Origin of the sequence: Motilimonas sp. E26, from assembly GCF_021278025.1 — a bacterium.
Classification (GTDB): Bacteria; Pseudomonadota; Gammaproteobacteria; order Enterobacterales; family CBDFNC01; genus Motilimonas.
On the sequence record NZ_JAIBHJ010000019.1, the window covers coordinates 51,891 to 76,574 of the forward strand.

At 42.9% G+C, this 24,684-nt stretch carries 21 protein-coding genes; 7 read left to right on the plus strand and 14 right to left on the minus strand.

The annotated features are described in order from the left end of the window. Nucleotides 1-6 precede the first annotated feature (6 nt). A complete protein-coding gene (gene queC / locus K1M91_RS15265) occupies nucleotides 7-663 on the plus strand; it encodes a 7-cyano-7-deazaguanine synthase QueC (protein WP_232802961.1) in 657 nt (218 codons plus the stop codon). A 162-nt stretch (nucleotides 664-825) separates the two neighbouring features. Here the strand turns inward: queC and K1M91_RS15270 are convergent, their stop codons facing one another. Further along, nucleotides 826-1,413 carry a tRNA-uridine aminocarboxypropyltransferase gene (locus tag K1M91_RS15270; RefSeq protein ID WP_232802963.1) on the minus strand — a complete coding sequence of 196 codons (588 nt, stop codon included), beginning with the start codon at nucleotides 1,411-1,413 and terminating at the stop codon, nucleotides 826-828. A gap of 32 nt (nucleotides 1,414-1,445) precedes the next feature. Between K1M91_RS15270 and rrtA the strand changes: the two genes are divergently transcribed. Beyond that, on the plus strand, nucleotides 1,446-2,027 hold the full coding sequence (gene rrtA / locus K1M91_RS15275; RefSeq protein WP_232802968.1) for a rhombosortase: 582 nt from the start codon (nucleotides 1,446-1,448) through the stop codon (nucleotides 2,025-2,027). Between the two features lie 36 nt (nucleotides 2,028-2,063). Here rrtA and pyrF read toward each other — a convergent pair whose 3' ends face one another. The 11 genes from pyrF to gyrA form a co-directional block, all read right to left on the minus strand. After that, nucleotides 2,064-2,777 carry an orotidine-5'-phosphate decarboxylase gene (gene pyrF, locus K1M91_RS15280; protein WP_232802970.1) on the minus strand — a complete coding sequence of 238 codons (714 nt, stop codon included), beginning with the start codon at nucleotides 2,775-2,777 and terminating at the stop codon, nucleotides 2,064-2,066. 1 nt (nucleotide 2,778) lies between these two features. Further along, nucleotides 2,779-3,948: a lipopolysaccharide assembly protein LapB gene (lapB, locus tag K1M91_RS15285; protein WP_232802972.1), complete on the minus strand. Its 1,170-nt coding sequence runs from the start codon at nucleotides 3,946-3,948 to the stop codon at nucleotides 2,779-2,781. A gap of 6 nt (nucleotides 3,949-3,954) precedes the next feature. Next, complete coding sequence (locus K1M91_RS15290) at nucleotides 3,955-4,242, minus strand: lipopolysaccharide assembly protein LapA domain-containing protein (RefSeq protein WP_232802975.1); 288 nt, start codon at nucleotides 4,240-4,242, stop codon at nucleotides 3,955-3,957. Between the two features lie 125 nt (nucleotides 4,243-4,367). After that, the gene (gene ihfB / locus K1M91_RS15295) at nucleotides 4,368-4,658 is read right to left on the minus strand and encodes an integration host factor subunit beta (RefSeq protein ID WP_232802976.1); all 291 of its coding nucleotides are present in this window, start codon (nucleotides 4,656-4,658) and stop codon (nucleotides 4,368-4,370) included. A 172-nt stretch (nucleotides 4,659-4,830) separates the two neighbouring features. Beyond that, nucleotides 4,831-6,507, minus strand: coding sequence for a 30S ribosomal protein S1 (gene rpsA, locus K1M91_RS15300; RefSeq protein ID WP_232802978.1), 1,677 nt, complete (start codon nucleotides 6,505-6,507; stop codon nucleotides 4,831-4,833). Nucleotides 6,508-6,636: 129 nt separating this feature from the next. Next, nucleotides 6,637-7,326 carry a (d)CMP kinase gene (gene cmk / locus K1M91_RS15305; RefSeq protein WP_232802987.1) on the minus strand — a complete coding sequence of 230 codons (690 nt, stop codon included), beginning with the start codon at nucleotides 7,324-7,326 and terminating at the stop codon, nucleotides 6,637-6,639. 202 nt (nucleotides 7,327-7,528) lie between these two features. After that, nucleotides 7,529-8,542, minus strand: a complete 1,014-nt coding sequence (fbp, locus tag K1M91_RS15310) for a class 1 fructose-bisphosphatase (RefSeq protein ID WP_232803019.1) — start codon at nucleotides 8,540-8,542, stop codon at nucleotides 7,529-7,531. Between the two features lie 162 nt (nucleotides 8,543-8,704). Beyond that, nucleotides 8,705-9,985: a 3-phosphoshikimate 1-carboxyvinyltransferase gene (gene aroA, locus K1M91_RS15315; protein WP_232802988.1), complete on the minus strand. Its 1,281-nt coding sequence runs from the start codon at nucleotides 9,983-9,985 to the stop codon at nucleotides 8,705-8,707. 11 nt (nucleotides 9,986-9,996) lie between these two features. After that, nucleotides 9,997-11,100 carry a histidinol-phosphate transaminase gene (gene hisC, locus K1M91_RS15320; protein WP_232802989.1) on the minus strand — a complete coding sequence of 368 codons (1,104 nt, stop codon included), beginning with the start codon at nucleotides 11,098-11,100 and terminating at the stop codon, nucleotides 9,997-9,999. 8 nt (nucleotides 11,101-11,108) lie between these two features. Next, on the minus strand, nucleotides 11,109-12,197 hold the full coding sequence (gene serC, locus K1M91_RS15325; RefSeq protein WP_232802990.1) for a 3-phosphoserine/phosphohydroxythreonine transaminase: 1,089 nt from the start codon (nucleotides 12,195-12,197) through the stop codon (nucleotides 11,109-11,111). Nucleotides 12,198-12,255: 58 nt separating this feature from the next. After that, a complete protein-coding gene (gyrA, locus tag K1M91_RS15330) occupies nucleotides 12,256-14,958 on the minus strand; it encodes a DNA topoisomerase (ATP-hydrolyzing) subunit A (protein WP_232802992.1) in 2,703 nt (900 codons plus the stop codon). 195 nt (nucleotides 14,959-15,153) lie between these two features. On the opposite strand from gyrA, the gene ubiG reads away from it, so the two are divergent. From ubiG to pdxH, 5 genes are all read left to right on the plus strand, one after another. Continuing rightward, on the plus strand, nucleotides 15,154-15,855 hold the full coding sequence (gene ubiG, locus K1M91_RS15335) for a bifunctional 2-polyprenyl-6-hydroxyphenol methylase/3-demethylubiquinol 3-O-methyltransferase UbiG (RefSeq protein ID WP_232803022.1): 702 nt from the start codon (nucleotides 15,154-15,156) through the stop codon (nucleotides 15,853-15,855). A gap of 487 nt (nucleotides 15,856-16,342) precedes the next feature. Beyond that, complete coding sequence (nrdA, locus tag K1M91_RS15340; protein ID WP_232802994.1) at nucleotides 16,343-18,622, plus strand: class 1a ribonucleoside-diphosphate reductase subunit alpha; 2,280 nt, start codon at nucleotides 16,343-16,345, stop codon at nucleotides 18,620-18,622. Nucleotides 18,623-18,676: 54 nt separating this feature from the next. Further along, entirely contained in the window at nucleotides 18,677-19,813 is a 1,137-nt protein-coding gene (gene nrdB / locus K1M91_RS15345) for a class Ia ribonucleoside-diphosphate reductase subunit beta (RefSeq protein WP_232803001.1), read from the plus strand. Further along, complete coding sequence (gene yfaE, locus K1M91_RS15350; RefSeq protein ID WP_232803002.1) at nucleotides 19,813-20,094, plus strand: class I ribonucleotide reductase maintenance protein YfaE; 282 nt, start codon at nucleotides 19,813-19,815, stop codon at nucleotides 20,092-20,094. Before nrdB ends, yfaE begins: the two co-directional genes overlap by 1 nt. Nucleotides 20,095-20,186: 92 nt before the next feature. Continuing rightward, on the plus strand, nucleotides 20,187-20,840 hold the full coding sequence (gene pdxH / locus K1M91_RS15355) for a pyridoxamine 5'-phosphate oxidase (RefSeq protein WP_232803008.1): 654 nt from the start codon (nucleotides 20,187-20,189) through the stop codon (nucleotides 20,838-20,840). 603 nt (nucleotides 20,841-21,443) lie between these two features. Here pdxH and K1M91_RS15360 read toward each other — a convergent pair. Beyond that, entirely contained in the window at nucleotides 21,444-22,322 is an 879-nt protein-coding gene (locus K1M91_RS15360) for a SagB/ThcOx family dehydrogenase (protein WP_232803014.1), read from the minus strand. Between the two features lie 43 nt (nucleotides 22,323-22,365). Continuing rightward, nucleotides 22,366-24,633, minus strand: a complete 2,268-nt coding sequence (locus tag K1M91_RS15365) for an amino acid adenylation domain-containing protein (RefSeq protein WP_348983271.1) — start codon at nucleotides 24,631-24,633, stop codon at nucleotides 22,366-22,368. Between the last annotated feature and the right edge of the window lie 51 nt (nucleotides 24,634-24,684).

The window sequence follows — 24,684 nt, forward strand, 5'->3', positions numbered from 1 at the left end:
AGACTTATGAGCAAAAAAGTAGTGGTGATTTACTCCGGTGGCATGGACTCTTTTACTGTATTAAACAAAGCTATCAGGCAAGGCTATGACGTTTATGCCCTTACTTTTAATTACGGCCAACGTCACGTTAAAGAAGTTGATGTTGCCAGTCAGTTTTGTCAAAACAACAATATAAATCACAAAATTGTCGATATCTCTGCCATCAATCAGCTTATTGGTGGTTCATCTCTCACCTCAGATATCGATATTCCAGAAGGCGATTACGATCCTGAAAATATGTCATCAACGGTAGTACCTAACCGTAATATGATCTTACTCTCTCTGGCCATTGGTTATGCCGTTTCAATCCAAGCCGAGCAAGTAATGTATGGCGCTCACGGCGGCGATCACGATATTTATCCAGATTGTCGACCTGAATTTGTGCGCCGAATGAATGATGTGGCAGCAATCGCTAATTATGAAGCTGTGGAAATAGTGACTCCCTATCTTACCGCTTCGAAAGAAGCTATTTTAAGTGACGGCATCAATATGGGGTTAGATTATCAATACACTTGGACTTGTTACAATGGTCGCGAGCAAGCATGCGGTAAATGTGGCGCGTGTAAAGAGCGCTTAGGCGCCTTTGCTGCCAATGGCATGACTGACCCACTAAGTTACGAGTAAGTGCTAAGGGAGGGGCTAATAGATGCCTCTCGTTACTTTTATTGGCCATTTAACTTCAGTACTCTTTAAGATTCGCGCTGCCAAGTAAAGTTTGTTTTACGGCAACATTTCGTGTTCAGCGATAGAAGCACAAAGCGTACTGTTTCTTATCTCAAATTCAGGCTATTTACCGTAATGCTTTGTGACAACACTGGGCGGCATTTGCTTGAGCTGAAAATCGATCATTTCTTGAAACACCGCCAGTAACGGTTGATATTTAGCTTCGTTACCTTCCAATTGACTTAATAAATAATACCCCGCTTCAACACTCGACACGCCTTGCTGTTTAGATGACTTGCGTATCTTATACTGTGTTTGCTGTTTTACATCTATTGCCACACGAGGCAAGCTTTGCAAACTAGGATTGGTTTGCAGTAAACGAAAGGCTTTTTTCCAACTGCCATCAAGTAATACAAATTGACTGTTCGCTGGGATACACGTGTCACCTGCCTGAGTTGTGTTTTGCTCACTGGGATAAAGTAAATAGGTGGGGGCAGCTTCGATGAACCCGACAGGTAAGGTTTCAGCGCAAACAAGCTCGCAGCGCTTCAAACTTAGCGATAATATTCGCGCCGTACCGATGGCTTTATTTGCTTCACTGGGATGCTGTAGAATGATCAGTTTGTATTGATTGTCTATCTCAGTGATCATATGACAAATACAAGCTACTTGAGCCTTATTGCAACGCGTGCACCATGGCCGAGTCGACATGCTTTTTCCTCTTTCTTGGAGCGCTCAGACAGATGAGGTCCACTTTTTTATTCATCGTTATTCTAATCTTTACCATGGCGATGATCATGCTGAATCAAACATGGGCTCAACTGTGGTTGATTTACTCAAGGCCCGAGCTACCTTGGCAAGCATGGCGCTTTTTAACCGCCTCGTTTTGCCATACTAACAGTTACCATTTCGCTATCAATAGCGCTGGGCTCATTGTGATTTGGCAACTATTTAAGCCTCACTTACCTTGGCTGCGCTTATCCACGCTAATCATCATTATTAGTAGTTTAGTAGGCCTTAGCTTGTGGCTATTTAATCCTGACGTTATTTGGTATGTCGGCTTATCCGGCACACTGCACGGCCTATTTAGTTATGGCGTTTGTAAAGACATCGCGCAGAAAGTGTCATTGGCTTGGCCGTTGCTGTTTGGTCTAATCGGCAAGTTAGCATTTGAGCAATTTGGCTCAGAGCCAACCATGATGGCCAACTTAATTGAGGCCAATGTCATGGTCGATGCCCATTTATATGGCGCCATAATAGGATTGTGTTGTTATTTAATCGGCTTTTTTACGTTTCAATTTAAACACAAAAAATCAAAGCATTAGCCCTCGCCACTGCAAAGGGCTAATGACCTTGTCGCATTACACCATTAAGCTTTGATTGATTTCTGCCAACACTTGAGCAGGATTTGCTGCTTGGGTAATTGGACGGCCAATAACTAAGTAATGCGAGCCTACTTGAATCGCTTCTGCTGGCGTCATAATACGACGTTGGTCGCCAGCATCACTGCCAACAGGTCGAATACCGGGAGTGACAAGCTTAAATTCTTTACCAAGAGATTGGCTTAGCATGCTGGCTTCTTGCGCCGAACACACAACACCGTCTAGGCCAGAATCTTGAGTGAGTTTGGCTAAACGTTGTACGTGCTCATGCGGTGATACATTAATCCCCACTTCCGCTAAATCCTGCGCTTCCATGCTAGTAAGCACCGTCACCGCAATCAACAGCGGAGCATCTTTACCATAGCTGTCTAAAGATGCCTTGGCAGCTTCCATCATGCGACGACCACCACTGGCATGTACATTAACCATCCAAACACCTAAATCAGCAGATGCTGCAACCGCCTTAGCTACCGTGTTAGGGATGTCATGAAACTTAAGATCCAAAAACAAATCAAATTTTCTATCGACAATTTGTTTGACGAAACTAGGCCCAAAATGGGTAAACATTTCTTTGCCAACTTTTAAACGACAGCTAGCCGGATCTATTTGATCAATAAAACTAAGCGCTGCCTTTTGGTCGGCATAATCAAGCGCCACCACAACTTTAGGATCGGCAACAAGGTTGGTATTCATTTTATTCTCCATCTAATCCGCGTATCGGTTTTACTGAGCCCCAGCTCTTACATGAGGGGCACTGCCAAAAAATTGATTTAGTGGCAAAGCCACATTTTCGACAGCGACAATTCGGGCTCATCTTTAACTGTTCTAGCACCAGTTTTCTTAAACTGTCTAAGCTGGTTTTAGCTCTCCCCTCTTCAGCTAACTCGAGGTGATAAACCATTAGCTGATAAAAGCCCTTCATGGTTGGGTTTTTAACCAATTGTTTCGCTACTGCGGCTTCACCACTTTCAATACCTTGCTTTTGTGCAATATAGTCAGCGATTTTTAAGCCTACAGATGCGCCAGCCCCTTTATTCCATGCATTATCAAGCCAGCTAATCATCCCTTGTGGATCGTGAGCCTGGCGAAAGCACACTTCAAGACGTGGCAAGGTTTCACTGACAAAGTCGATATCTTGTTCAACCACCATGGCAAGGTACTTTAGCGCTTGCTTGTGATCGGCTTGCTCTATCATCAGATCGGCCAAGCCAATACTGGCGCGAACGCAACGTTTATCTACTTGCAACGCTTTTTTCAGTTCCGACATTGCGGCCTTTATTTCACCCGCTAAATGGGCTTCATTGGCCAATTCACAATGAAAATGCGCAATATCCCGCACGGCTGTTTTAACTTGGCTTTTTTGTAATTGCTGGGCCACTTTAATGGCTTTGAGCCATTCTTTGGTTTGTTGATAAATCAGTAATAATTGCTGCAGTGCTTGAATTTTGTAATCAGGCTCAACCACCAGCTGTAAAAACAATGCTTCACTGCGATCAATTAACCCCGCGGCACTATAATCCTTCGCCAACTGTGACATGGCTAAATGTTTTTGTTCGGCAGTGAGAGAGGGGCGCGCAATCAGATTTTGGTGGATACGAATAGCTCTGTCTACTTCACCGCGCTGGCGAAATAAATTACCTAACGCTAAATGGGTTTCAATAGTCTCACTATCAACTTCCAATAGTTCAATAAATAAATCGACGGCTTTATCAGGCTGGTCACTCAATAAAAAGTTAAGGCCAGTAACATAGTCACGGCTTAATTTATTAGAACTTTGCTGTTGGTTTTGATGTAGCCCACGTCGACCCATATACCAGCCATAGCCGGCAGCTATGGGTAACAGCAAAAATAACAGCTCAAGCATTCGGGATTAATCCTTTAACGGAAGCTTCCTTAAATGTGCGAGCTCTTCTGTTTGACGGGTAACTTTTTTGGTTAAGCGTTTGTTGCTGATTTTAAGCTTTAGGTATAACAAGCTACTGATCGCAGCGCCTAAAGTAAAAGCAATGCCAAAGGTAATCGCAATTAAAACTGACAACCTGACATCTGATTGGGCAATTAAATAGTTGAATGTCACTAGCGTGTCATTTTTTAAACCAACAAAGATAGCTATCGCGAATAGAATTGCGAGAGAAATAAAAGTAATAACAGCTTTCACTTGGCCTCCAAAATGCCCATAAACACAGAGAGATACATAATTCGGCATAGATTACACCAAATCAGGTTTCTATCCTAATTGTCAGGCAATAAAAAACGGCACAAGGCCGTTTTTAAATATCGCAACTAAGATCCAAGACTTAGGTTTACACGCTCTCTTAATTCCTTGCCAGGTTTGAAGTGAGGCACATACTTGCCATCCAATTCAACTTTTTCACCGGTTTTAGGATTGCGACCGACACGAGGTGCGCGATAATGTAATGAAAAACTACCAAACCCTCGGATCTCAATGCGATCGCCGGAGGCGAGAGTTTCAGTCATTTGCTCTAGGATTTCTTTAATCGCTAGCTCAACTTCTTTAGCTGATAATTGTAAATGTCTGCTGGTGAGTCGTTCAATGAGATCTGACTTTGTCATAGGTGCTCCCATAGGGTTAAAAACTGTTTGTGCTACTGCAGAAACAAATAAGAGGGGCAAAGCCCCTCTTCTGACTCTGTAACTACTTATTCAGTAACTATTTTTTAGTTTACTCTAAGTAGCCCAGTTTACAAATATAAGGGTATAAATTTTTACCCTTTATTTATAATTATTAGTCGTTTTTAGCCGCTTTGAAAGCTTCAGCCATTGCGTTGCTGAATGCGCCTTCGTCTTGCTGCTTGCTGTTTAGGCCTTCGATAGCTGCTTTCTCTTCAGCTTCATCTTTAGCACGTACAGATAAGCTTACGATGCGGTTCTTACGGTCAACACCAACAAACTTAGACTCTAGATCATCGCCTACAGAAACAACAGTTGTTGCGTCTTCAACACGGTCACGAGAAATGTCAGCTACGCGGATGTAACCTTCAACGCCTTCAGCAAGTTCTAGTTTAGCGCCTTTAGCGTCAACTTCGATTACTTTACCTACAATTACAGCGCCTTTTTTCTTGTCAGCGATGTAGTTGTTGAACGGATCTTCAGCGATTTGCTTAACGCCTAGGCTGATGCGCTCGCGCTCTGGGTCAACTTGTAGTACCACAGCTTCGATTTCGTCGCCTTTCTTGAAGTCGCGAACGGCTTCTTCACCAGCAACATTCCAGCTGATGTCAGAAAGATGTACAAGACCGTCGATACCACCGTCAAGACCGATGAAGATACCGAAATCAGTGATAGACTTGATCTTACCGCTAACACGATCACCTTTGTTGTGAGTGCTAGAGAAAGATTCCCAAGGGTTAGCAATACATTGCTTAAGACCTAGAGAGATACGACGACGTTCTTCGTCGATATCAAGAACCATAACTTCAACGCTGTCACCCACGTTAACAACTTTAGATGGGTGGATGTTTTTGTTAGTCCAATCCATTTCGCTTACGTGTACTAGACCTTCAACGCCTTCTTCGATTTCAACGAAACAGCCGTAATCAGTTAGGTTAGTTACACGACCAGTCAGCTTAGTGCTTTCTGGGTAACGGTTAGCAATTGCTACCCATGGATCTTCGCCTAGTTGCTTAAGACCTAGTGATACACGAGTACGCTCACGATCGAACTTAAGTACTTTAACGTTGATTTCATCACCTACGTTAACGATTTCACTTGGGTGCTTAACGCGTTTCCAAGCCATGTCAGTGATGTGTAGTAGACCGTCAACACCGCCAAGATCAACGAATGCGCCGTAGTCAGTAAGGTTCTTAACGATACCTTTAACAGCTTGACCTTCTTGTAGGTTTTCAAGTAGTTCATCACGCTCTGCACTGTTTTCAGTTTCGATAACAGCACGACGAGAAACAACAACGTTGTTGCGTTTTTGGTCTAGCTTGATAACTTTGAATTCTAGGTCTTTGTACTCTAGGTGAGCAGTGTCGCGAACTGGGCGCACGTCTACTAGAGAACCAGGTAGGAAAGCACGGATACCGTTTAATTCAACAGTGAAACCGCCTTTAACTTTACCATTGATAACACCAATAACAGTTTCTTGCTCTTCGTAAGCTTTCTCAAGAACGATCCAAGCTTCATGGCGCTTAGCTTTTTCACGAGATAGCTGAGTTTCACCGAAACCGTCATCAGTTGCATCAAGCGCAACGTCAACTTCATCACCTACGCTAACTTCTAATTCACCAGCAGCATTTTTGAACTGGTCAATAGAGATAGGAGATTCTGATTTAAGACCTGCATCTACAAGTACGATACCGTTTTCGATAGCAACGATTGTACCTTTGATGATCGCACCAGGGCGCGTTTCGATTTCGTTTAGAGACTCTTCAAAGAGTTGAGCAAAAGATTCAGTCATGTTATTAGACACTTTTTAGTTAATGACAACCACTCATGATCCATCGCGAGTGGGGTTGCTGTACAAAGTTCATTCCATCCTTAGAACAAACATTAACGACAAGGATTATTCTGAGAATTATTCTACGAATTATTCCTTGTTGAGATTCAATTTTTCATTTACATAGTCAACGACCATTTCAACTACCTGATTAATATCAAGTTCTGTTGAATCGATGACCAATGCATCATCAGCCGGTTTTAAAGGCGCCACAGGTCGATTTCTGTCTCTGTGATCTCGCTCTTCAATCTCGGCCAAAAGATGCGCGATATTAACATCAAAGCCCTTGACTTGCAATTGCTTATAGCGTCGCTCAGCCCGTGCTGCGGCACTGGCATCTAAAAAGATTTTTACTGGCGCATCAGTGAAAACCACTGTACCCATATCACGACCATCAGCAATTAAACCAGGCGCTTCACGGAAACTGCGCTGACGACGTAACAATGCTTCACGTACCCGTGGAAACGCTGCTACTTTAGAAGCCGCATTTCCGGTTTCTTCAGTGCGAAGATCGCGACTGACGTCTTCTCCTTCTAAAAATACTCGTACGCCGTCCACTGTCGGTTTAAATACAACATCTAAATGCCCCGCCAATAAGGAAACTGCGTCTTCATTTTCTAATTCAACATTATGATGCAGTGCGGCTAACGCCAACACACGATAAATTGCGCCACTGTCTAATAAATGCCAATTGAATTTTTCTGCCAATTTCTGGCAAAGGGTACCTTTACCCGAGCCACTTGGACCATCAATTGTAATTACTGGGGCCTTCGCCACCATATAACGCCTCCACAACACTTAGTTTCAGTGTTTGATTATTTAGTTGTCAAAAAATCGCGGCCAATTATACCCAAGCCAGATAACATCAGCTAGGCAGATACCAAGTTATGTGAAGGCTTATTGATTTTTCAAAAATATAATTCAATACGCCTTGCAACAGGGCATACCTTACTAGGCACAATATTGATTGGAAATAGTGACATTAAGGCGCTTCAAAACGATCACATTCAGATAAAAATTGCTCCACCTTTTCAACCATCTCAGTCGAGCCAACAAAGTACGGCGAGCGCTGATGTAGCTCTGTTGGTTCAATATCCATGATCCGGCGCTGCCCATCGCTGGCCTTACCACCAGCTTGCTCGGCTAAAAATGCAATAGGGTTGCATTCATACAATAAACGCAACTTGCCTGCTGGTGCACTGGCGGTGGTGGGATACATATAAATGCCACCTTTTAATAAGTTGCGATGGAAATCTGAAACTAATGAACCAATATAGCGAGAGGTATAAGGACGGTTTTCTTCGGGCACCTGCTCTTGGCAGTATTTGAGGTATCGCTTCACGCCAAGGGGGAACTTAATGTAGTTGCCTTCATTAATAGAATATATCTTGCCTTGTGTCGGCATTTTTAAATCTTGGTGAGAAAGACAAAATACGCCAATGGATGGATCAAGAGTAAAACCATGGACGCCATTACCAGTGGTATATACCAACATGGTCGACGAGCCATAAATCACATACCCTGCGGCAATTTGTTTATGACCAGGTTGCAAAAAGTCTGCCAGCGTCACTTCAGAGCCAATCGGAGAAATACGCTTATAAATGGAAAAAATGGTGCCAACTGACACATTAACATCAATATTGGATGAGCCATCGAGCGGGTCCATCAAAATAATGTATTTGCCGTTTTTCGATTTGGTGCCTTGAAACGCTATAAATTCTTCTTCTTCTTCTGAAGCGACACCACACACTTCACCGCGCGCTTCCATTGCTGCCTTAAATTTGTCATTAGCATAAAGGTCTAGCTTTTGTTGCTCTTCTCCTTGCACATTCTCACCACCAGCACTGCCGACTATATCGACAAGGCCTGCCTTGTTTATTTCGCGGTTGACAACTTTAGCGGCTAACCGAATAGCCCCCAACAAAGCACTTAAGCTGCCCGATGCATCTGGAAAATCCAGTTGTTTTTCAACAATAAACTCACCCAGTGTTTTCATTGGCTCTGACATAATTTCTACCTTATACCTATATATGACTTTCTTATGGTTTTCAGATCCTTCCCTTTTAATCCTAGACTCAACCTTGAACTAGTGCGGCAAGTAAATGCCTAAAATACTTAATTTTAGATACAAAAAAAGGAGCCGGTTGGCTCCTTTGTTTTAGTGGCTGACTTGTTTGAGTTTATCAAAGTAGTCAGGGAATGTTTTCGATGTACACCCTGGGTCATTTATCGTCACCGGCGTATCACTTAATGCCACCAGCGAGAAACACATGGCTATACGATGGTCATCATAGGTATCAATCGCGGCATGGGTTAGCTTGGCCGGAGGAGTGACTTCAATAAAGTCATGCCCTTCAACTACCTCTGCACCGACTTTACGCAGCTCGGTCGCCATCGCCGCCAAACGGTCGGTTTCTTTTACGCGCCAGTTATAAACGTTGCGGATCGCCGTCGTGCCTTTAGCAAACAGCGCCGTGGTCGCGATAGTCATGGCCGCATCAGGAATGTGGTTCATGTCTAGATCAACCGCCGTTAGCTCACCGACTGATGATTTAATATAATCATCGCCCCACTCTATTTTCGCCCCCATGGCTTCCAGTACATCAGCAAATTGCACATCACCTTGTACCGATTTTTTGCCAATACCTGTCACTTTTATGGTGCCGCCCTTTATCGCAGCGGCTGCTAAAAAATAAGAGGCCGAAGATGCATCACCTTCCACCAAAAATTTACCCGGTGCGGTATACGTTTGATTACCTTTAATGACAAAACGTTGGTAGTCGTGGTTTTCTACTTCCACACCAAACTGCGCCATAATGTGCAGGGTAATTTCAATGTAAGGCTTAGACACTAAGTCACCGATAATTTCAATTTCGGTATCGGCCTTTGCATAAGGTGCCGCCATCAAAAAAGCCGTTAAAAACTGACTAGAAACTGAGCCATCAATTTTGATCTGGCCACCGTTTAAACCCGTGCCTTTAATACGCAGTGGCGGATAATCGGTATTTTTAAGGTATTCAACATCGGCGCCAGCTTGGCGCAGTGAATCAACCAAGCTGCCAATGGGGCGCTCTTCCATTCTTGGCTCACCCGTTAATAGGTATTCGCCTTGACCTAAACAAAGAGCAGCACACAAAGGGCGCATCGCTGTACCCGCATTACCTAAAAACAATTCCATCTCACCTTGAGTTGAAAAAGCACGGCCTAACCCTTCTACCACACAAGTGGTTTTGTCTGCTGACAATTCATAACTAACGCCGAGCGCTTTTAGCGCGTTTAACATATGGCGAATATCGTCACTGTCGAGTAGGTTGGTTAATGTGGTTGTCCCTTTAGCCAATGCCGCCAATAATAGCGCACGATTAGAGACACTTTTTGAACCTGGAAGGTTTATTTCACCATCAATTTTGGCGATGGGATTCAGAGTTAAAGATTCCATTAATTTCCTACTTATTTGCCGAGTTCGAGCACTTTGATCAAGGCTGTTTTAAAGGTTTGATTTTCTTGCTCAGTGCCAATACTGACGCGAAGATGATTCGGCATGCCATAGCCACCAATAGGACGAACAATCACACCCAGTTGCAGTAATTGGTTATAAACAGGGTTGGCATCTCGCCCCGTATCAAAAGTGATAAAGTTACCTTTTGATGGGATGTATGGCAAATCATACTGCGTAAAGTAGCTTTCTAAATCCTTCATGCCTTGCTGATTTAATGCCACACTACGGGCCAGATATTCACTATCTTGTAACGCTGCACATGCCGCGGCAATTGCCAAGCTATTGCAGTTAAATGGCTGACGTACACGATTAAGTAGATCGGCTATGACATCATTTGACATAGCGTAGCCCACGCGCAGTGCAGCTAAACCATAGGCCTTAGAAAAAGTGCGGGTGATCACTAAGTTAGGGTATTGCTTGAGCCACGCCACGCTGTCAGCTTGCTCATCCGTATATTCATAATATGCTTCGTCTAACACTACAATAATATGACTTGGCACCTTAGCTAAAAATGCCAATAACTGTGCTGAGCTTAAACAAGTGCCCGTAGGGTTGTTTGGGTTAGCAATAAAGATCATCTTGGTTTTGTCAGTGATTGCGCTAGCCATGGCGTCTAAGTCATGTCCCCAATCTTTGGCCGCTACCGCAACGGCTTTAGCGCCAATAGATTGCGTTACCAGAGGATATACCACAAATGCATACTGCGAAAAAATCACTTCATGCTGTGCACTGACAAAGGTACGCGCCAAAATTTCAAGCACGTCATTCGAGCCATTACCTAAGGTAATTTGATTGGTGTTAATCTGATATTTATTGGCCAAGGCTGTTTTCAAGTCATAACCGTTTGCGTCTGGGTAGCGCGTTAGCTCTGCTAATTCTGCACTAATCGCCGCTTTAACCGCATCACTTGGGCCCAAAGGGTTTTCGTTAGAGGCGAGCTTAACAATATTGCTTAAACCCAATTCCCGCTCTAATTCATCAACGGGCTTGCCCGCTTGATAGGGGTGTAACCCTTGCACGCCAGTATTGGCTAATGCCACAAAATCACAACTCATGTTCGCTCCTAGCTATGCTGCTTGGCAAATTTATCCATAAATGCCACAAGGGCTTCCACACCTGCTTTTGGCATGGCGTTATATATGCTGGCACGCATTCCGCCAACAATACGGTGGCCTTTCAACGTCAGTAAGCCTTGCGCTGCCGATTCCGTTAAAAATTGCTCATTGAACGTTTCATCGACTAACTGAAACGGCACGTTCATCCAACTGCGATACTGCGGGTCAACCTTGTTTTGGTAGAAATCACTGCTATCTACATAGTCATACAGTAGTTTTGCTTTCGTTTCATTATGCTCAGCCATGGCAGCTAAACCACCTTGCTGCTTTAGCCACTGGAACACTAAACCCGCTAAGTACCAACTATAAGTTGGCGGAGTGTTGAACATTGAATCAGACTCAGCCAATACTTTGTAATCAAAAATCGATGGGATAGCTTGGCGCGATCTGCCAATTAAATCATCACGCACTATGACTAACGCAAGACCCGACGGACCGATATTTTTTTGTGCGCCCGCATACACCACACCAAATTTGCTGATGTCGATAGGACGCGACAAAATCGTTGAGCTCATGTCTGCCACTAAAGGCACGTCACCGGTATCTGGAATATTTGAGATTTCAAGGCCTTCAATCGTCTCATTGGGACAATAATGAACAAAAGCAGCATTAGGATTAAGTGGCCACTCACTGCTATCTAATAGGGAAGCTTGGCCTTGAGCCGTTTCGCAACGAATATCAATTTGGTTAATCTTACCGTGCTTTTTCGCTTCTTCAGCGGCTGATTGGGCCCACTGACCAGTAATAATGTAATCTGCTTCTAGCTTCTCGCCAAATAGGTTCAACGGCACGGCTGCAAACTGACCACGGCCGCCACCTTGACAAAATAGCACTTTATAATTATCTGGGATTTGCAATAAATCCCGAAGATCTTGCTCAGCCTGGTTGGCTAATGCAATGTAGTCTTTACTGCGATGGCTCACTTCCATTACTGACACATTAAGATCGTTCCAGTTACGAAATTCACCTTGCGCCTGCTCCATTACCGCAGTGGGTAACATGGCAGGACCGGCACAAAAATTATAAACCTGAGTCATTATCTACTTCCGAAAAATAAAACGAGCGGCATAAGCCGCTCGTTTTGGTTGTTACTGATTATTCTTGTTCCGTTGGCTGTTCATCGGGTGGCAGCTGCGCTTGCTCCCCATTCACCGCCTCTGGGTTGTCGTTTTCTGTATCATCGAGTAGTTCAACTTCTTCTACTTCTTCAATACGTTGCAAGGCAACCACTTGCTCGCCCTCACTGGTACGAATAAGGGTTACACCTTGGGTATTACGACCCACCACTGACACCTCATCAACTCGGGTACGTACTAGGGTACCTTTGTTCGAGATCAACATGATGTCTTCGGTTTCTTCAACTTGAACCGCGCCGACCACGTTACCATTACGCTCACTCACTTTAATTGAAACCACACCTTGAGTCGCACGACCTTTGGTTGGGTATTCAGATTGTGGCGTGCGTTTGCCGTAGCCGTTTTCGGTGACCGTTAAGATATCACCTGATTCATTTGGAATGATCAACGATACCACTTTTTGACCATCAGCCAATTTAATACCACGTACACCTGTCGCCGTACGGCCCATCGGTCTTACGCCGCGGAACCTAATTTCAGGTTGGCCATGTTCGTCAAGCACTGGATTACCGTCTTCATCAAGTACTGGCGTTTCTTCTGACTCTTTAAAGCGAACTACTTTACCGGCATCAGAGAACAGCATTATTTCACTGTCACCATGAGTAATAGCAACGCCAATTAGCTCATCGTCGTCTTTCAGGTTAATCGCGATTAAACCTGAACTACGCGGTTTGCTGTAAGCACTTAGTGCGGTCTTTTTCACTGTGCCCGATGCTGTCGCCATTAGGATAAACTTGTCATCTTGGTATTCGCGCACTGGCAAGATAGCGGTAATTCGTTCGTTTTCTTCAAGTGGCAGAATATTAATAATTGGACGACCACGTGCAGCACGTGAAGCCAATGGCAATTGATAGACTTTCAGCCAGTACAATTTACCGCGGCTAGAGAAACATAAGATAGTGTCGTGGGTATTAGCGACCAATAAACGCTCGATGAAGTCTTCATCTTTCATCTTAGTGGCAGCCTTACCTTTACCACCACGACGCTGAGCTTCGTAATCGGTGAGAGGCTGATATTTCACATAGCCCTCACGCGACAAGGTCACCACAACGTCTTCTTCAGTGATCAAGTCTTCCATATCGATATCACCGCTCATCGCAGTAATTTCAGTACGACGTTCGTCGCCAAATTGCTCACGCACTAGCTCTAGCTCTTCACGAATCACCTCGATTAGACGCTCAGGGCTGTTCAGAATATGTAGCAAGCTTGCAATCAGCTCAAGTAGTGACTTGTATTCATCAAGGATTTTTTCGTGCTCGAGGCCCGTTAACTTATGTAAACGTAAGTCTAGGATTGCTTGAGCCTGTTGCTCGGTTAAGAAATAACCGTCTTCGCGAATACCGTATTGCTCTTCCAACCAATCTGGACGCGCAGCATCAACACCCGCACTTTCTAACATGGCTGCGACATTACCCAGCTCCCAACCACGCGCTTGCAATGCCAATTTGGCTTGAGCAGGTGTAGAAGACTCACGAATCAACTCAATAATCGGGTCGATATTAGCAAGGGCAATGGCAAGACCTTCTAAGATATGCGCACGATCGCGCGCTTTTCTTAGTTCAAATACAGTGCGGCGTGTCACCACTTCACGTCGATGACGAATAAAGCTTTCTAGTGTTTCTTTTAGGTTAAATAACTTAGGTTTGCCATTTTCTAGGGCCACCATGTTAATACCAAAAGACACTTGCATTTGCGTTTGCGCATACAAGTTGTTCAATACCACTTCAGCCACATCACCACGTTTCACTTCGATTAGCACACGAATGATACGGGTGGACTCATCACGAATGGCACTGATACCTTCGATTTTTTTCTCTTTTACCAACTCAGCAATTTTTTCAATCAAGCGCGCTTTGTTCACTTGATAAGGCAGTTCGTGAACAATAATGGTTTCACGCCCTGTTTTAGCATCGGTTTCGATATCGGCGCGGGCACGAATGCGTAATTTACCGCGACCGGTGTTATATGCATCAACAATGCCTTTACGGCCGGCAATGATGCCGTGAGTTGGAAAATCTGGGCCTGGAATATGCTCCATTAACTCAGCAACCGTCAGCTCGCTGTTTTCTATTAGTGCTAAACAACCATTGATCACTTCGGTCAAGTTATGAGGCGGAATATTCGTTGCCATACCCACCGCAATACCCGACGATCCATTGACTAATAGATTGGGTATTTTGGTCGGCAGAACCGCAGGTATTTCTTCTGTGCCATCATAGTTAGGCACAAAGTCCACGGTTTCTTTATCTAAATCGGCCAGTAACTCATGGGAAATTTTGTCCATGCGAATTTCGGTATAACGCATCGCCGCAGCGGAGTCGCCATCTACCGAGCCAAAGTTACCTTGGCCGTCTACTAGCATATAACGCAATGAGAAGTCTTGCGCCATACGAACAATGGTGTCGTAAACTGCTGTATCACCGTGAGGGTGATATTTACCTATTACATCACCTACCACACGGGCAGACTTTTTATAGGGTTTGTTCCAGTCATTGCCCAGTACACTCATGGCAAATAACACACGTCGATGCACAGGTTTTAAACCATCGCGTACATCAGGAAGTGCACGTCCAACAATGACGCTCATGGCATAGTCGAGATAAGATGTTTTTAACTCATCTTCGATATTTACCGGCGTAATATCTTTTGCAAGATCGCTCATATAAGCCTAAATCCCTAAATCTAATAATTTCGGTCTGATTTGACGAGGGGAGGATTCTAGCACACTTTCGTGTCAGGGACAGAGGGAGGAATGGCACATAACCCGCAACTTTTTTGAAAAAATGGCTTTTTTCAGATCCACTCCCGCATATAATGGCTACAGAATTTTTAGATGAATAAAAAAGCAGCACAAATCATGAATGTAGATGCACAAGAAATAGCAAAATTTGAAGCGATGGCGAGCCGTTGGTGGGATTTAGAAGGCGATTTTAAGCCCCTTCACTTGCTCAACCCTACCCGTCTTGACTATATCAATCGTGGCTGTCAGGGCTTATTTGGTAAAAAAGTGCTCGATGTGGGATGCGGCGGCGGCATTCTTGCCGAAAGCATGGCGCACAAAGGCGCTATCGTCACAGGACTCGACATGGGCACAGAACCATTAGAGGTAGCGCGCCTACATGCATTAGAAACAGGCGCCAAGCTTGATTATATTCAAATGACCGCAGAGCAACACGCTAATGAACGGCCTCATAGCTATGATGTGGTCACTTGTATGGAGATGTTAGAACACGTGCCCGATCCCGCTTCCGTTATTGCAGCCTGCCGACAATTGGTTAAACCTGATGGGGTGGTTTTCTTCTCTACTATTAACCGCACCGCCAAATCTTATCTCATGATGATCATTGGCGCTGAATATGTCTTACGTTGGGTGCCTAAAGGCACACATGAACATCAAAAGTTTATTCGCCCGTCTGAATTTTTAAACTTTACCGATCAAGTCGGCTTACAGTGTACTGATTTGACCGGCGTACACTATCACCCCATATTGAAAAACTTTTATTTGGCGGAAAATGTGGACGTGAATTACATGTTGATGACAAAACCATTAGCCGAATAAATAAAAACATCAATTTTTGATAATGTGCACATTTTTTTACCTCAAATAACGGCTTTCATTAGCCCTACAAATAACGTGTATTTAAGCCAAGCCAAGTGTTATCAGCCTTACCTGATAACCTCGGCTGTTGGCTTTTTAGGCAACCAGTTAAAATAAAAAATATTTTAACTTTTGCCTAAAAAAACACTTGAAATTTAGTTGGTCTAAACCCGATTGGAGATCAATGGTTAGCTATCACTAACCTTGCTAATTCTTTCACACTTTATCCACAAGTTATGATCAAGTTTCCCCCTTGCAAAATAACGCATACCTCATTATCTTGTAGCTAATCAGAAGCAAAACACTACATATTGTGTTTATACAGATTTAAAGACACCAGAGGGCAATATTAGAACGTCATATTATTGTCGTTCCTGATAGCGCCTTTTGTTGTTTCTGAATCCATGCTCATTCACCTAGTTATTACAAATCTAAAAGGCGTTATGCGATGAATAAAAATCTGTTGGTCACCAAACGTGATGGCAATAAAGAAGCGATTGATTTAGATAAAATACATCGCGTTATCACATGGGCAGCAGAGGGATTAAATAACGTATCTGTATCTCAGGTTGAGTTAAAATCTCACATCCAATTTTACGACGGCATCAAAACCGAGAATATTCACGAAACCATTATCAAGGCAGCAGCTGATTTAATCTCGCCACAAACACCTGATTACCAATATCTGTCTGCGCGCTTAGCCGTGTTTCATCTACGTAAGAAAGCTTACGGCACCTTTGAGCCACCACATTTGTACGACCACGTGGTTAAAATGTGTGAAATGGATAAATACGACCGTCACCTGCTAAATGATTACAGCCAAGCTGAATTCAATGAAATGAATGACTTTGTTGACCACTGGCGTGACATGACCTTCTCTTATGCTGCAGTGAAACAGCTTGAAGGCAAGTATTTAGTTCAAAACCGCGTAACCGGTGAAATATTTGAAAGTGCACAATACTTATACGTATTAGTGGCGGCTTGCTTATTCGCCAACTACGACAAATCTATCCGTATGGATTATGTGCGCCGTTTTTATGATGCTATATCTACCTTTAAATTGTCACTGCCGACACCCATCATGTCAGGCGTGCGCACCCCTACTCGCCAGTTCAGCTCATGTGTACTGATTGAAACGGGTGATAGCTTAGACTCAATTAATGCCACAGCCAGTGCCGTGGTGAAATACGTGTCACAGCGTGCGGGCATTGGTATTAACGCGGGCCGCATTCGCGCCTTAGGCAGTGAAATTCGTGGCGGTGAAGCCTTCCATACCGGCTGTATTCCGTTTTACAAATACTTCCAAACTGCGGTTAAATCGTGTTCACAAGGCGGCGTACGTGGCGGTGCTGCCACTGTGTTTTACCCTATTTGGCACTTAGAAGTTGAATCGCTATTAGTATTAAAGAACAACCGTGGCGTGGAAGAAAACCGCGTCCGTCACTTAGATTACGGCGTCCAACTCAGCAAGCTGTTCTACACCCGTTTAATTAAAGGCGGCAATATTAGCCTGTTTAGCCCATCTGATACACCTGGGTTGTACGATGCCTTTTTCGAAGACCAAGACAAGTTTGAAGCTTTGTATCTACAATACGAGCAAGACAGCAATGTGCGGAAAAAAACCATCAAAGCGGTCGATCTATTCGCTCTGCTGATGCAAGAGCGTGCTAGCACAGGTCGGATCTACATTCAAAACGTCGACCACTGTAATACTCACAGCCCATTTGACTCAAAAGTGGCACCCATCCGCCAGAGTAACTTATGTCTGGAAATTGCGTTGCCAACGAAGCCACTGCAACACGTTAACGACGAGAATGGTGAAATAGCCCTATGTACTCTATCGGCCTTTAACTTAGGTGCGCTAGAGAGTTTAGATGAGCTAGAAGAGTTGTCTGATTTGATTGTGCGAGCCCTTGATAGCCTATTAGACTATCAGGACTACCCGATCCCAGCGGCACAAACGAGCAGCTTAAATAGACGTACCTTAGGGGTTGGCGTGATCAACTACGCTTATTACCTAGCAAAAAATGGTGTGTACTACTCAAACGGCAGTGCTAACAACCTAACACACCGCACCTTTGAAGCCATTCAATACTACCTATTGAAAGCATCAAACGGCTTAGCGAAAGAGAAAGGCGCCTGTCCATCATTTAATGAGACAACTTATTCTCAAGGTATCATGCCCATTGATACCTACAAGTCGGATTTGGACAATATCTGCACTGAAAAACTGCATTTAGACTGGGATACGTTACGCGAGGAGATTAAAACTCACGGTCTACGCAACTCAACGTTATCAGCTCTAATGCCATCGGAAACATCGAGCCAAATTTCAAATGCAACCAATGGTATTGAACCTCCGCGTGGTTTTATCAGTATAAAAGCAAGTAAAGACGGTATTTTAAAGCAAGTGGTGCCAGAATATGAGCGCTTAAAAGATAACTACGAGCTACTTTGGAACATTCCAAACAATACCGGTTATCTTGAGCTAGTGGGTATAATGCAAAAATTTGTCGACCAAGCCATTTCAGCTAACACCAACTACGACCCCGCCAAATTTGAAGGTGGCAAGGTGCCAATGAAAATGCTGATGAAAGACTTGTTAACGGCTTATAAAATGGGCCTTAAAACCTTGTATTACCATAACACCCGCGATGGCGCAGCCGACAGCCAAACCGATTTACAGCCAGAAGATGATGGCTGTGAAGGCGGCGCGTGTAAAATCTAATCAAACGGGGAAGCTTAGCTTCCCGCTTTAATGTTGTATTCAGAGCGAAACAGAATGAATAAGTACACTACCTTTTCAAAAGTACAAAATAACGCCCTCACTGAGCCGATGTTTTTTGGTAACCCAGTGAATGTTGCCCGTTATGATCAGCAAAAATTTGAAATTTTTGAAAAATTAATTGAAAAACAGCTTTCATTCTTTTGGCGTCCAGAAGAAGTAGACGTTAGCCGTGATCGTGTTGACTTCCAAGACTTGCCCGAGCACGAGCAACACATTTTCATCTCAAATCTCAAATACCAAACCTTGTTGGACTCCATTCAAGGTCGCAGTCCTAACGTAGCACTGCTGCCGTTGGTATCATTACCTGAACTTGAAACCTGGATTGAGACATGGGCATTTTCTGAGACCATTCACAGCCGCAGTTACACCCATATCATCCGTAACTTGTTCAACAACCCAAGTGACGTATTTGATGACATCGTTAACAACGAAGAAATCCTAAAACGTGCTGATGATATTGCGGGTTACTATGATGATTTAATCACCGCTACCCAGTTTTACCAATTACACGGTGAAGGCGATTACACTCATAGCGATGGCCGCGTAGAAACCATTACCATTAGAGCCTTAAAGCGTAAGGTTTACTTATGCATGAACTCAGTTAACGCGTTAGAAGCAATTCGCTTTTATGTCAGCTTTGCCTGCTCCTTTGCTTTTGCAGAGCGTGACTTACTCGAAGGCAATGCCAAAATCATTAAGCTCATTGCCCGTGATGAAGCGCTACATCTTAATGCCACACAGCACATTTTAAACCTCTGGCGTGATGGTGCAGACGATCCTGAGATGGCTGAAATTGCCAAAGAATGTGAACAAGAAGCCATCGACATTTTCATGCGCGCCGCACAGCAAGAAAAAGATTGGGCTGAATACTTGTTTAAAGACGGCTCAATGATCGGCCTAAACAAAGACATTCTGTGCCAATACGTTGAATATATTGCCAATGTTCGTATGCAAGCTATCGGCTTCAAACCGCCCTTTGCCACTAAGTCAAACCCAATCCCATGGATCAACAACTGGCTGGTGAGCGACAACGTACAAGTCGCGCCGCAAGAGTCTGAAATCAGCTCTTACTTAGTGGGTCAAATTAACTCTGATATGGATGCTGACGATTTAGAGGATTTTGAACTGTAATGAGCAAGGAAATGGTCATCAATGGTGAAACTTTTCACGCCAGTGAGGAGCAAACCTTACTTGAAAACCTGGAGCAACAAGGTATTCAAACGGAATATCAATGTCGCGATGGCCATTGCGGTGCTTGTCAATGTCAATTAATCAGTGGCTCGGTAGAATACATTATCGAGCCACTCGCTTATGTGCGAAAAAATCATATCTTAACCTGCTGCAGTAAAGCGAAAAGTGCCATTGAGCTTGTTATACCTGAAGCAAAATTGCCCCTAAAATTAACAGGTTAATTTAGCTTTAAAACAGCGTGGAAATGCTGCAGCTAAGAGCCTTTGCTGCTACACTGCAAAACCTAACTGTTTATCATTAAGCGACAACAACAATGTCTTTTCTAACCAAACTCAAATGTGCCCTTACTTTAGGCCAAGGCGTGTTATTAGAAATGCCTGAGCTAAAAGCCACCGATAACCCTTTTGAATTTTTTCAACAGTGGCTTAAACAAGCCGAAGAATCAGGCATTATTTTACCTGAGTCGATGTCGGTAGCGAGTTGTGACACACAAGGCCGCCCTTCATCGCGCATGGTGTTACTGAAAGAAGTCGACGATCGCGGTTTTGTTTTTTATACCAACTACGGTAGCCGTAAAGCCCAGCAGCTTGATGCCAATCCGCATGCCGCCCTACTCTTTCATTGGAACATACTACAGCGTCAAGTGCGTATTGAAGGCCGCATTGAACGCGTCACATTTGAAGAATCACAAGCCTATTTCCATTCTCGTGGCCGTGGCAGCCAAATTGGCGCATGGGCATCTCATCAAAGTGAAGTGGCGCAAAGCCGCCAAGAGCTGATGGACAAAGTTAAATTCTACGAACAAAAATTTGCTGGCCAAACGGTGCCTTTACCTGAGTTTTGGGGTGGCTATCGCGTGATCCCAGAGCGAATTGAATTTTGGCAAGGTAAAGCCGACCGCCTTCATGATCGTTTTGATTACCAAAAAGACGGTGCTGGGTGGAAAGTGGTGCGATTGAATCCGTAGCGAATGGAAGTGATGAATCACTACATCATCTCTTTATAGATACCATATCTCAGAGGCGCTCACAAACTTAATTTAAGGTAAATTCAGACTGATATCTTGTCTGATTTTTTATAACGACAAAACATATTTAAATTAATTTTCTCATCGCGGCTCCTAACGCTTGTATTTTGTTTTACCAGCGGCTTATAGCTAATGCTGACCAGTTAAACAATTGACAATCAGCATAAAAGGATCAAAATCCGATGGCCAATGAACATCGGATTTTTATGCTCATTTCTCAAGCTAAGCAAGGTTTCAATTCTTTGCGGTTTCTTTAAAAAGGTTGAGAATGTTAAAAACTCAGGACTTTTTAAGAATCGAAAACCGCCGGCGTTTTACAAGTTAGTTGTCACTATTGGCCGCGTTCAACCGACATTCCCAAAGTGGAGTGAAAATGCATCAATGCTCATAGTTATACTCCCGAAAAAGAGAGTATATGATTACAGCCAAATTTGATCGTCAAATTGATCCTCCTTATACTGTCAAAAGCGTTGGCTATCTTGCCCTAGGGCTTCATTCATCTTCACTAAAATCCATTTTAATCATAATGCGCCGTAGTTTAAATTAAGGATTAGCTAATGCAACTGCATGTACAACCGCTTCCTCTACCCCATCAATGCCTAAAGCGGAATTCATCTTTTTAAGGTTAAAGTTTGCTATACCAAGAGCTACACAAGCTAAGTTCATAGCAGAGCATGACAAATAAATGTTTTGACCGATATGTCCCGCCTCCAATAAAGCTAAACGGTAACCGAACTCTCCATATAACCCTTCATTCTTATGAAACTCATGTGTAATAAGTACAAGGGCTCCAGGCACAACGCTTAGAGAACTAGTTGCCTCAAACAGCGTACTTAGATCACCACTATCAATAACAACAGGTATTAATGAGTGATTATTGGAGTTGTATTTATAAACACCTGAACATAATGTATCATTACTAGTGAAGACGACCAAAAATATCTTGCTTGACAAAATAGCCCCCCCTGTCGGAAAGGCTCTTCTTCCATCTTCTAAGCAACCACATGCGTTAAACATCAACGTACTCATATTTTCAATAGATAACTGAGATGAATTAACTGGAATAGTGGATTTTCGATTTTTAATTACATTACTCAATGAGTCGCTCAGTACCATTGGTTCTGTAAAAAAATATTCATCATCTGAGCTTTTAACCTGAGGAGGTAATGATTGTGAAACATATTTAACTTCTACATCCCTAGCCATTCTTGCAGCTTTAATGATTAAAATACTACTTAATTCATTATACCCCCTTGATATTGATGAGTACTTAAACAAAACAAGCAAAGAAATAATATGTTGCACCTTTAAAAACAGCAAAACTATAATTTTTACTAGAACTTCATAAAAGGTGCGCCTTTTGTCAGACTCCTTCTTTTTCTCGCCTTCAAGATAAACAGCGATAATTTTCGTTAAAAACATATAAAACCTCTCAGAGTAATTCTATCTTCCGCCATAATCAAACTTAGATTAATATATCTGAAAGGAAAATTGATTTACTAATGCAAGTTGAAATATCGAGCTTGTTTTCTTGCAACACTTTTTCATGCAACCCTTTGAGCTTAATAAAAGACACACTATCTAAACCTATATGTCTCAGCCATCTGGCTTGTAATTCTTCGAAAGCTTCATAGCCAACGCTTGTTTCTGAACCATCAAATTCGGAACTCTTGTAGACGAATGTTGGTACGCTACTACTCTTAAATACATCACCAACTAAACTGGAGTTTACATTGTTGTAATAGCTTCTCGAGGCGATTGTATGAGCTTTCTCTGACAAATATCGTTTCCATATAACTTTTCGCCACTCTTGGATAAGTTCAGCATTTTCTAACTTCATAGAATCAATCAGTTTCATTAAACACTGATTCGGAGTTAACCCTATAAAATCATCACCAGTGAAAGGAGTACCTATTGAATATATCTCACTGAGGGCTCGGAAAAAACCTCTAGTGTAATAACTCTCATAACTCTCACTTTCTCTCTTAGGCTCTTTTACGTTTGAAACAAGATCATCAACAAGTGAGAAGAAAGTATCCAGAAGGTGCAATGATAATATATTTACATTGGACGATAATAGTATTTTATATATTTCAAATGCTAATGCTCCACCAATACAGTACCCACCTATAACCATTGGTTCTTTAGAGCATAAGCATTTAATTTGACCAGCATATTTTTCAGCCATTTCATAAATGGAAGAATTCGGACTTAGATCATTATCCACTCCATCATGGTGAATAAAATAGACTCCAACCCCTTGGTCTGCTAACAAATTAGAAATTTCAGAGAAAATTTCAAAGCTGTTTCCTGCACCAGGAATCAAAACAACATTAACACCTTTTGAAATTTTTGGCTTCAGGTAAGAAATATTATCACCAACATTAATAAGCGAAACACTCCCAATGCTTTTATTATTTACAAACTCTAGAATTTGCATTATTGAAGGCATTCTAAACAAATCTTGCAATGACAGCTTTTCATCCAACACTAAATTCATTCTTGAAAGTAACACTGTTAGCAGCAAAGAATGTCCACCTAGGTCAAAGAAGTTCGAGTTAATCCCTAATTGTTCTACACCTAAAACTTCCTTCCACAACCGACAAAGCTCATATTCTATTTCATTTCTCGGCGGCAGAATCTTGTCATCAGCAGCGAAATCACAAGACTTTATTAATGCTCCCCTGTCTATCTTCCCATTTGGAGTAAGTGGGAGTTCACTAACCAAATGCACATTTGAAGGGACCATATGACTTGGAAGTTTACCTAAAAGGTAGTCTTTTATAGCAATAGGATTAAGATCCATTGAACAGACAACAAATGCCACCAATGCATTCCTATTATCGTCTTTAAGGACAGTACACTCACGAATGAACTTATGGGAAAGTAGGCAAGCTTCAATTTCTTTTAGCTCAACTCTAAACCCTCTAACTTTTACCTGACCATCATTTCTACCGATGTATTCTATTTCACCATCAAAATTTATTTTTCCTATATCTCCCGTTTTATAAACGTTCAGTATATTCCCATCAATGCACATTTCAACAAAACGCTCTGCGGTAAGAGACTCTTTTTTCAGGTATCCACGTGCAACGCCAATACCTGAAATGATTAACTCACCGGGCACATTTATAGGACATAACTGTTCATTTTCCCTCATTACTAACATTCTGATATTATCAATAGGTTTACCAATAAGAACTGGTCGGCCAGTTTCATATTTGCTTGTGTCCCAAAATGTTACATCAATTGCAGCTTCCGTTGGTCCATACAAATTATGAAGTTCTACGTTTGGCGCTTGCACCCTAAATTCAATAATCTGCTGGCTAGTTAAAGCTTCACCACTACAAAACACTTGCTTAAGAGATTGAAGTCCAAATAACTGGCTAGTGTTGAGGATGTTTGACAACATTGAAGGAACAAAGTGTAATTTGGTAATTTGCTCTTTCTCTATAATATCCCACAAATAAGTCGGATCTTTATGGCCTTCTGGTTTCGCGAGAACCAATCTCGCACCTTGAATTAGCGGCCATATAAACTCCCATACAGACACATCAAAACTAAAAGGCGTTTTCTGTAAAACTGCATCAGTACTTGAACAACCATATTGCCTATTCATCCAATTAATGCGGTTGCTCAGAGCATCATGTTGGTTCATGACCCCCTTAGGCTGCCCCGTAGAGCCCGAGGTGTAAATCACATACGCTAAGTCTGACGCTACATGCCCTGCCACTGTGCTATTTAACTCGCTGTACGACGCCAACCCCCTTTCTGACAGCTCGTT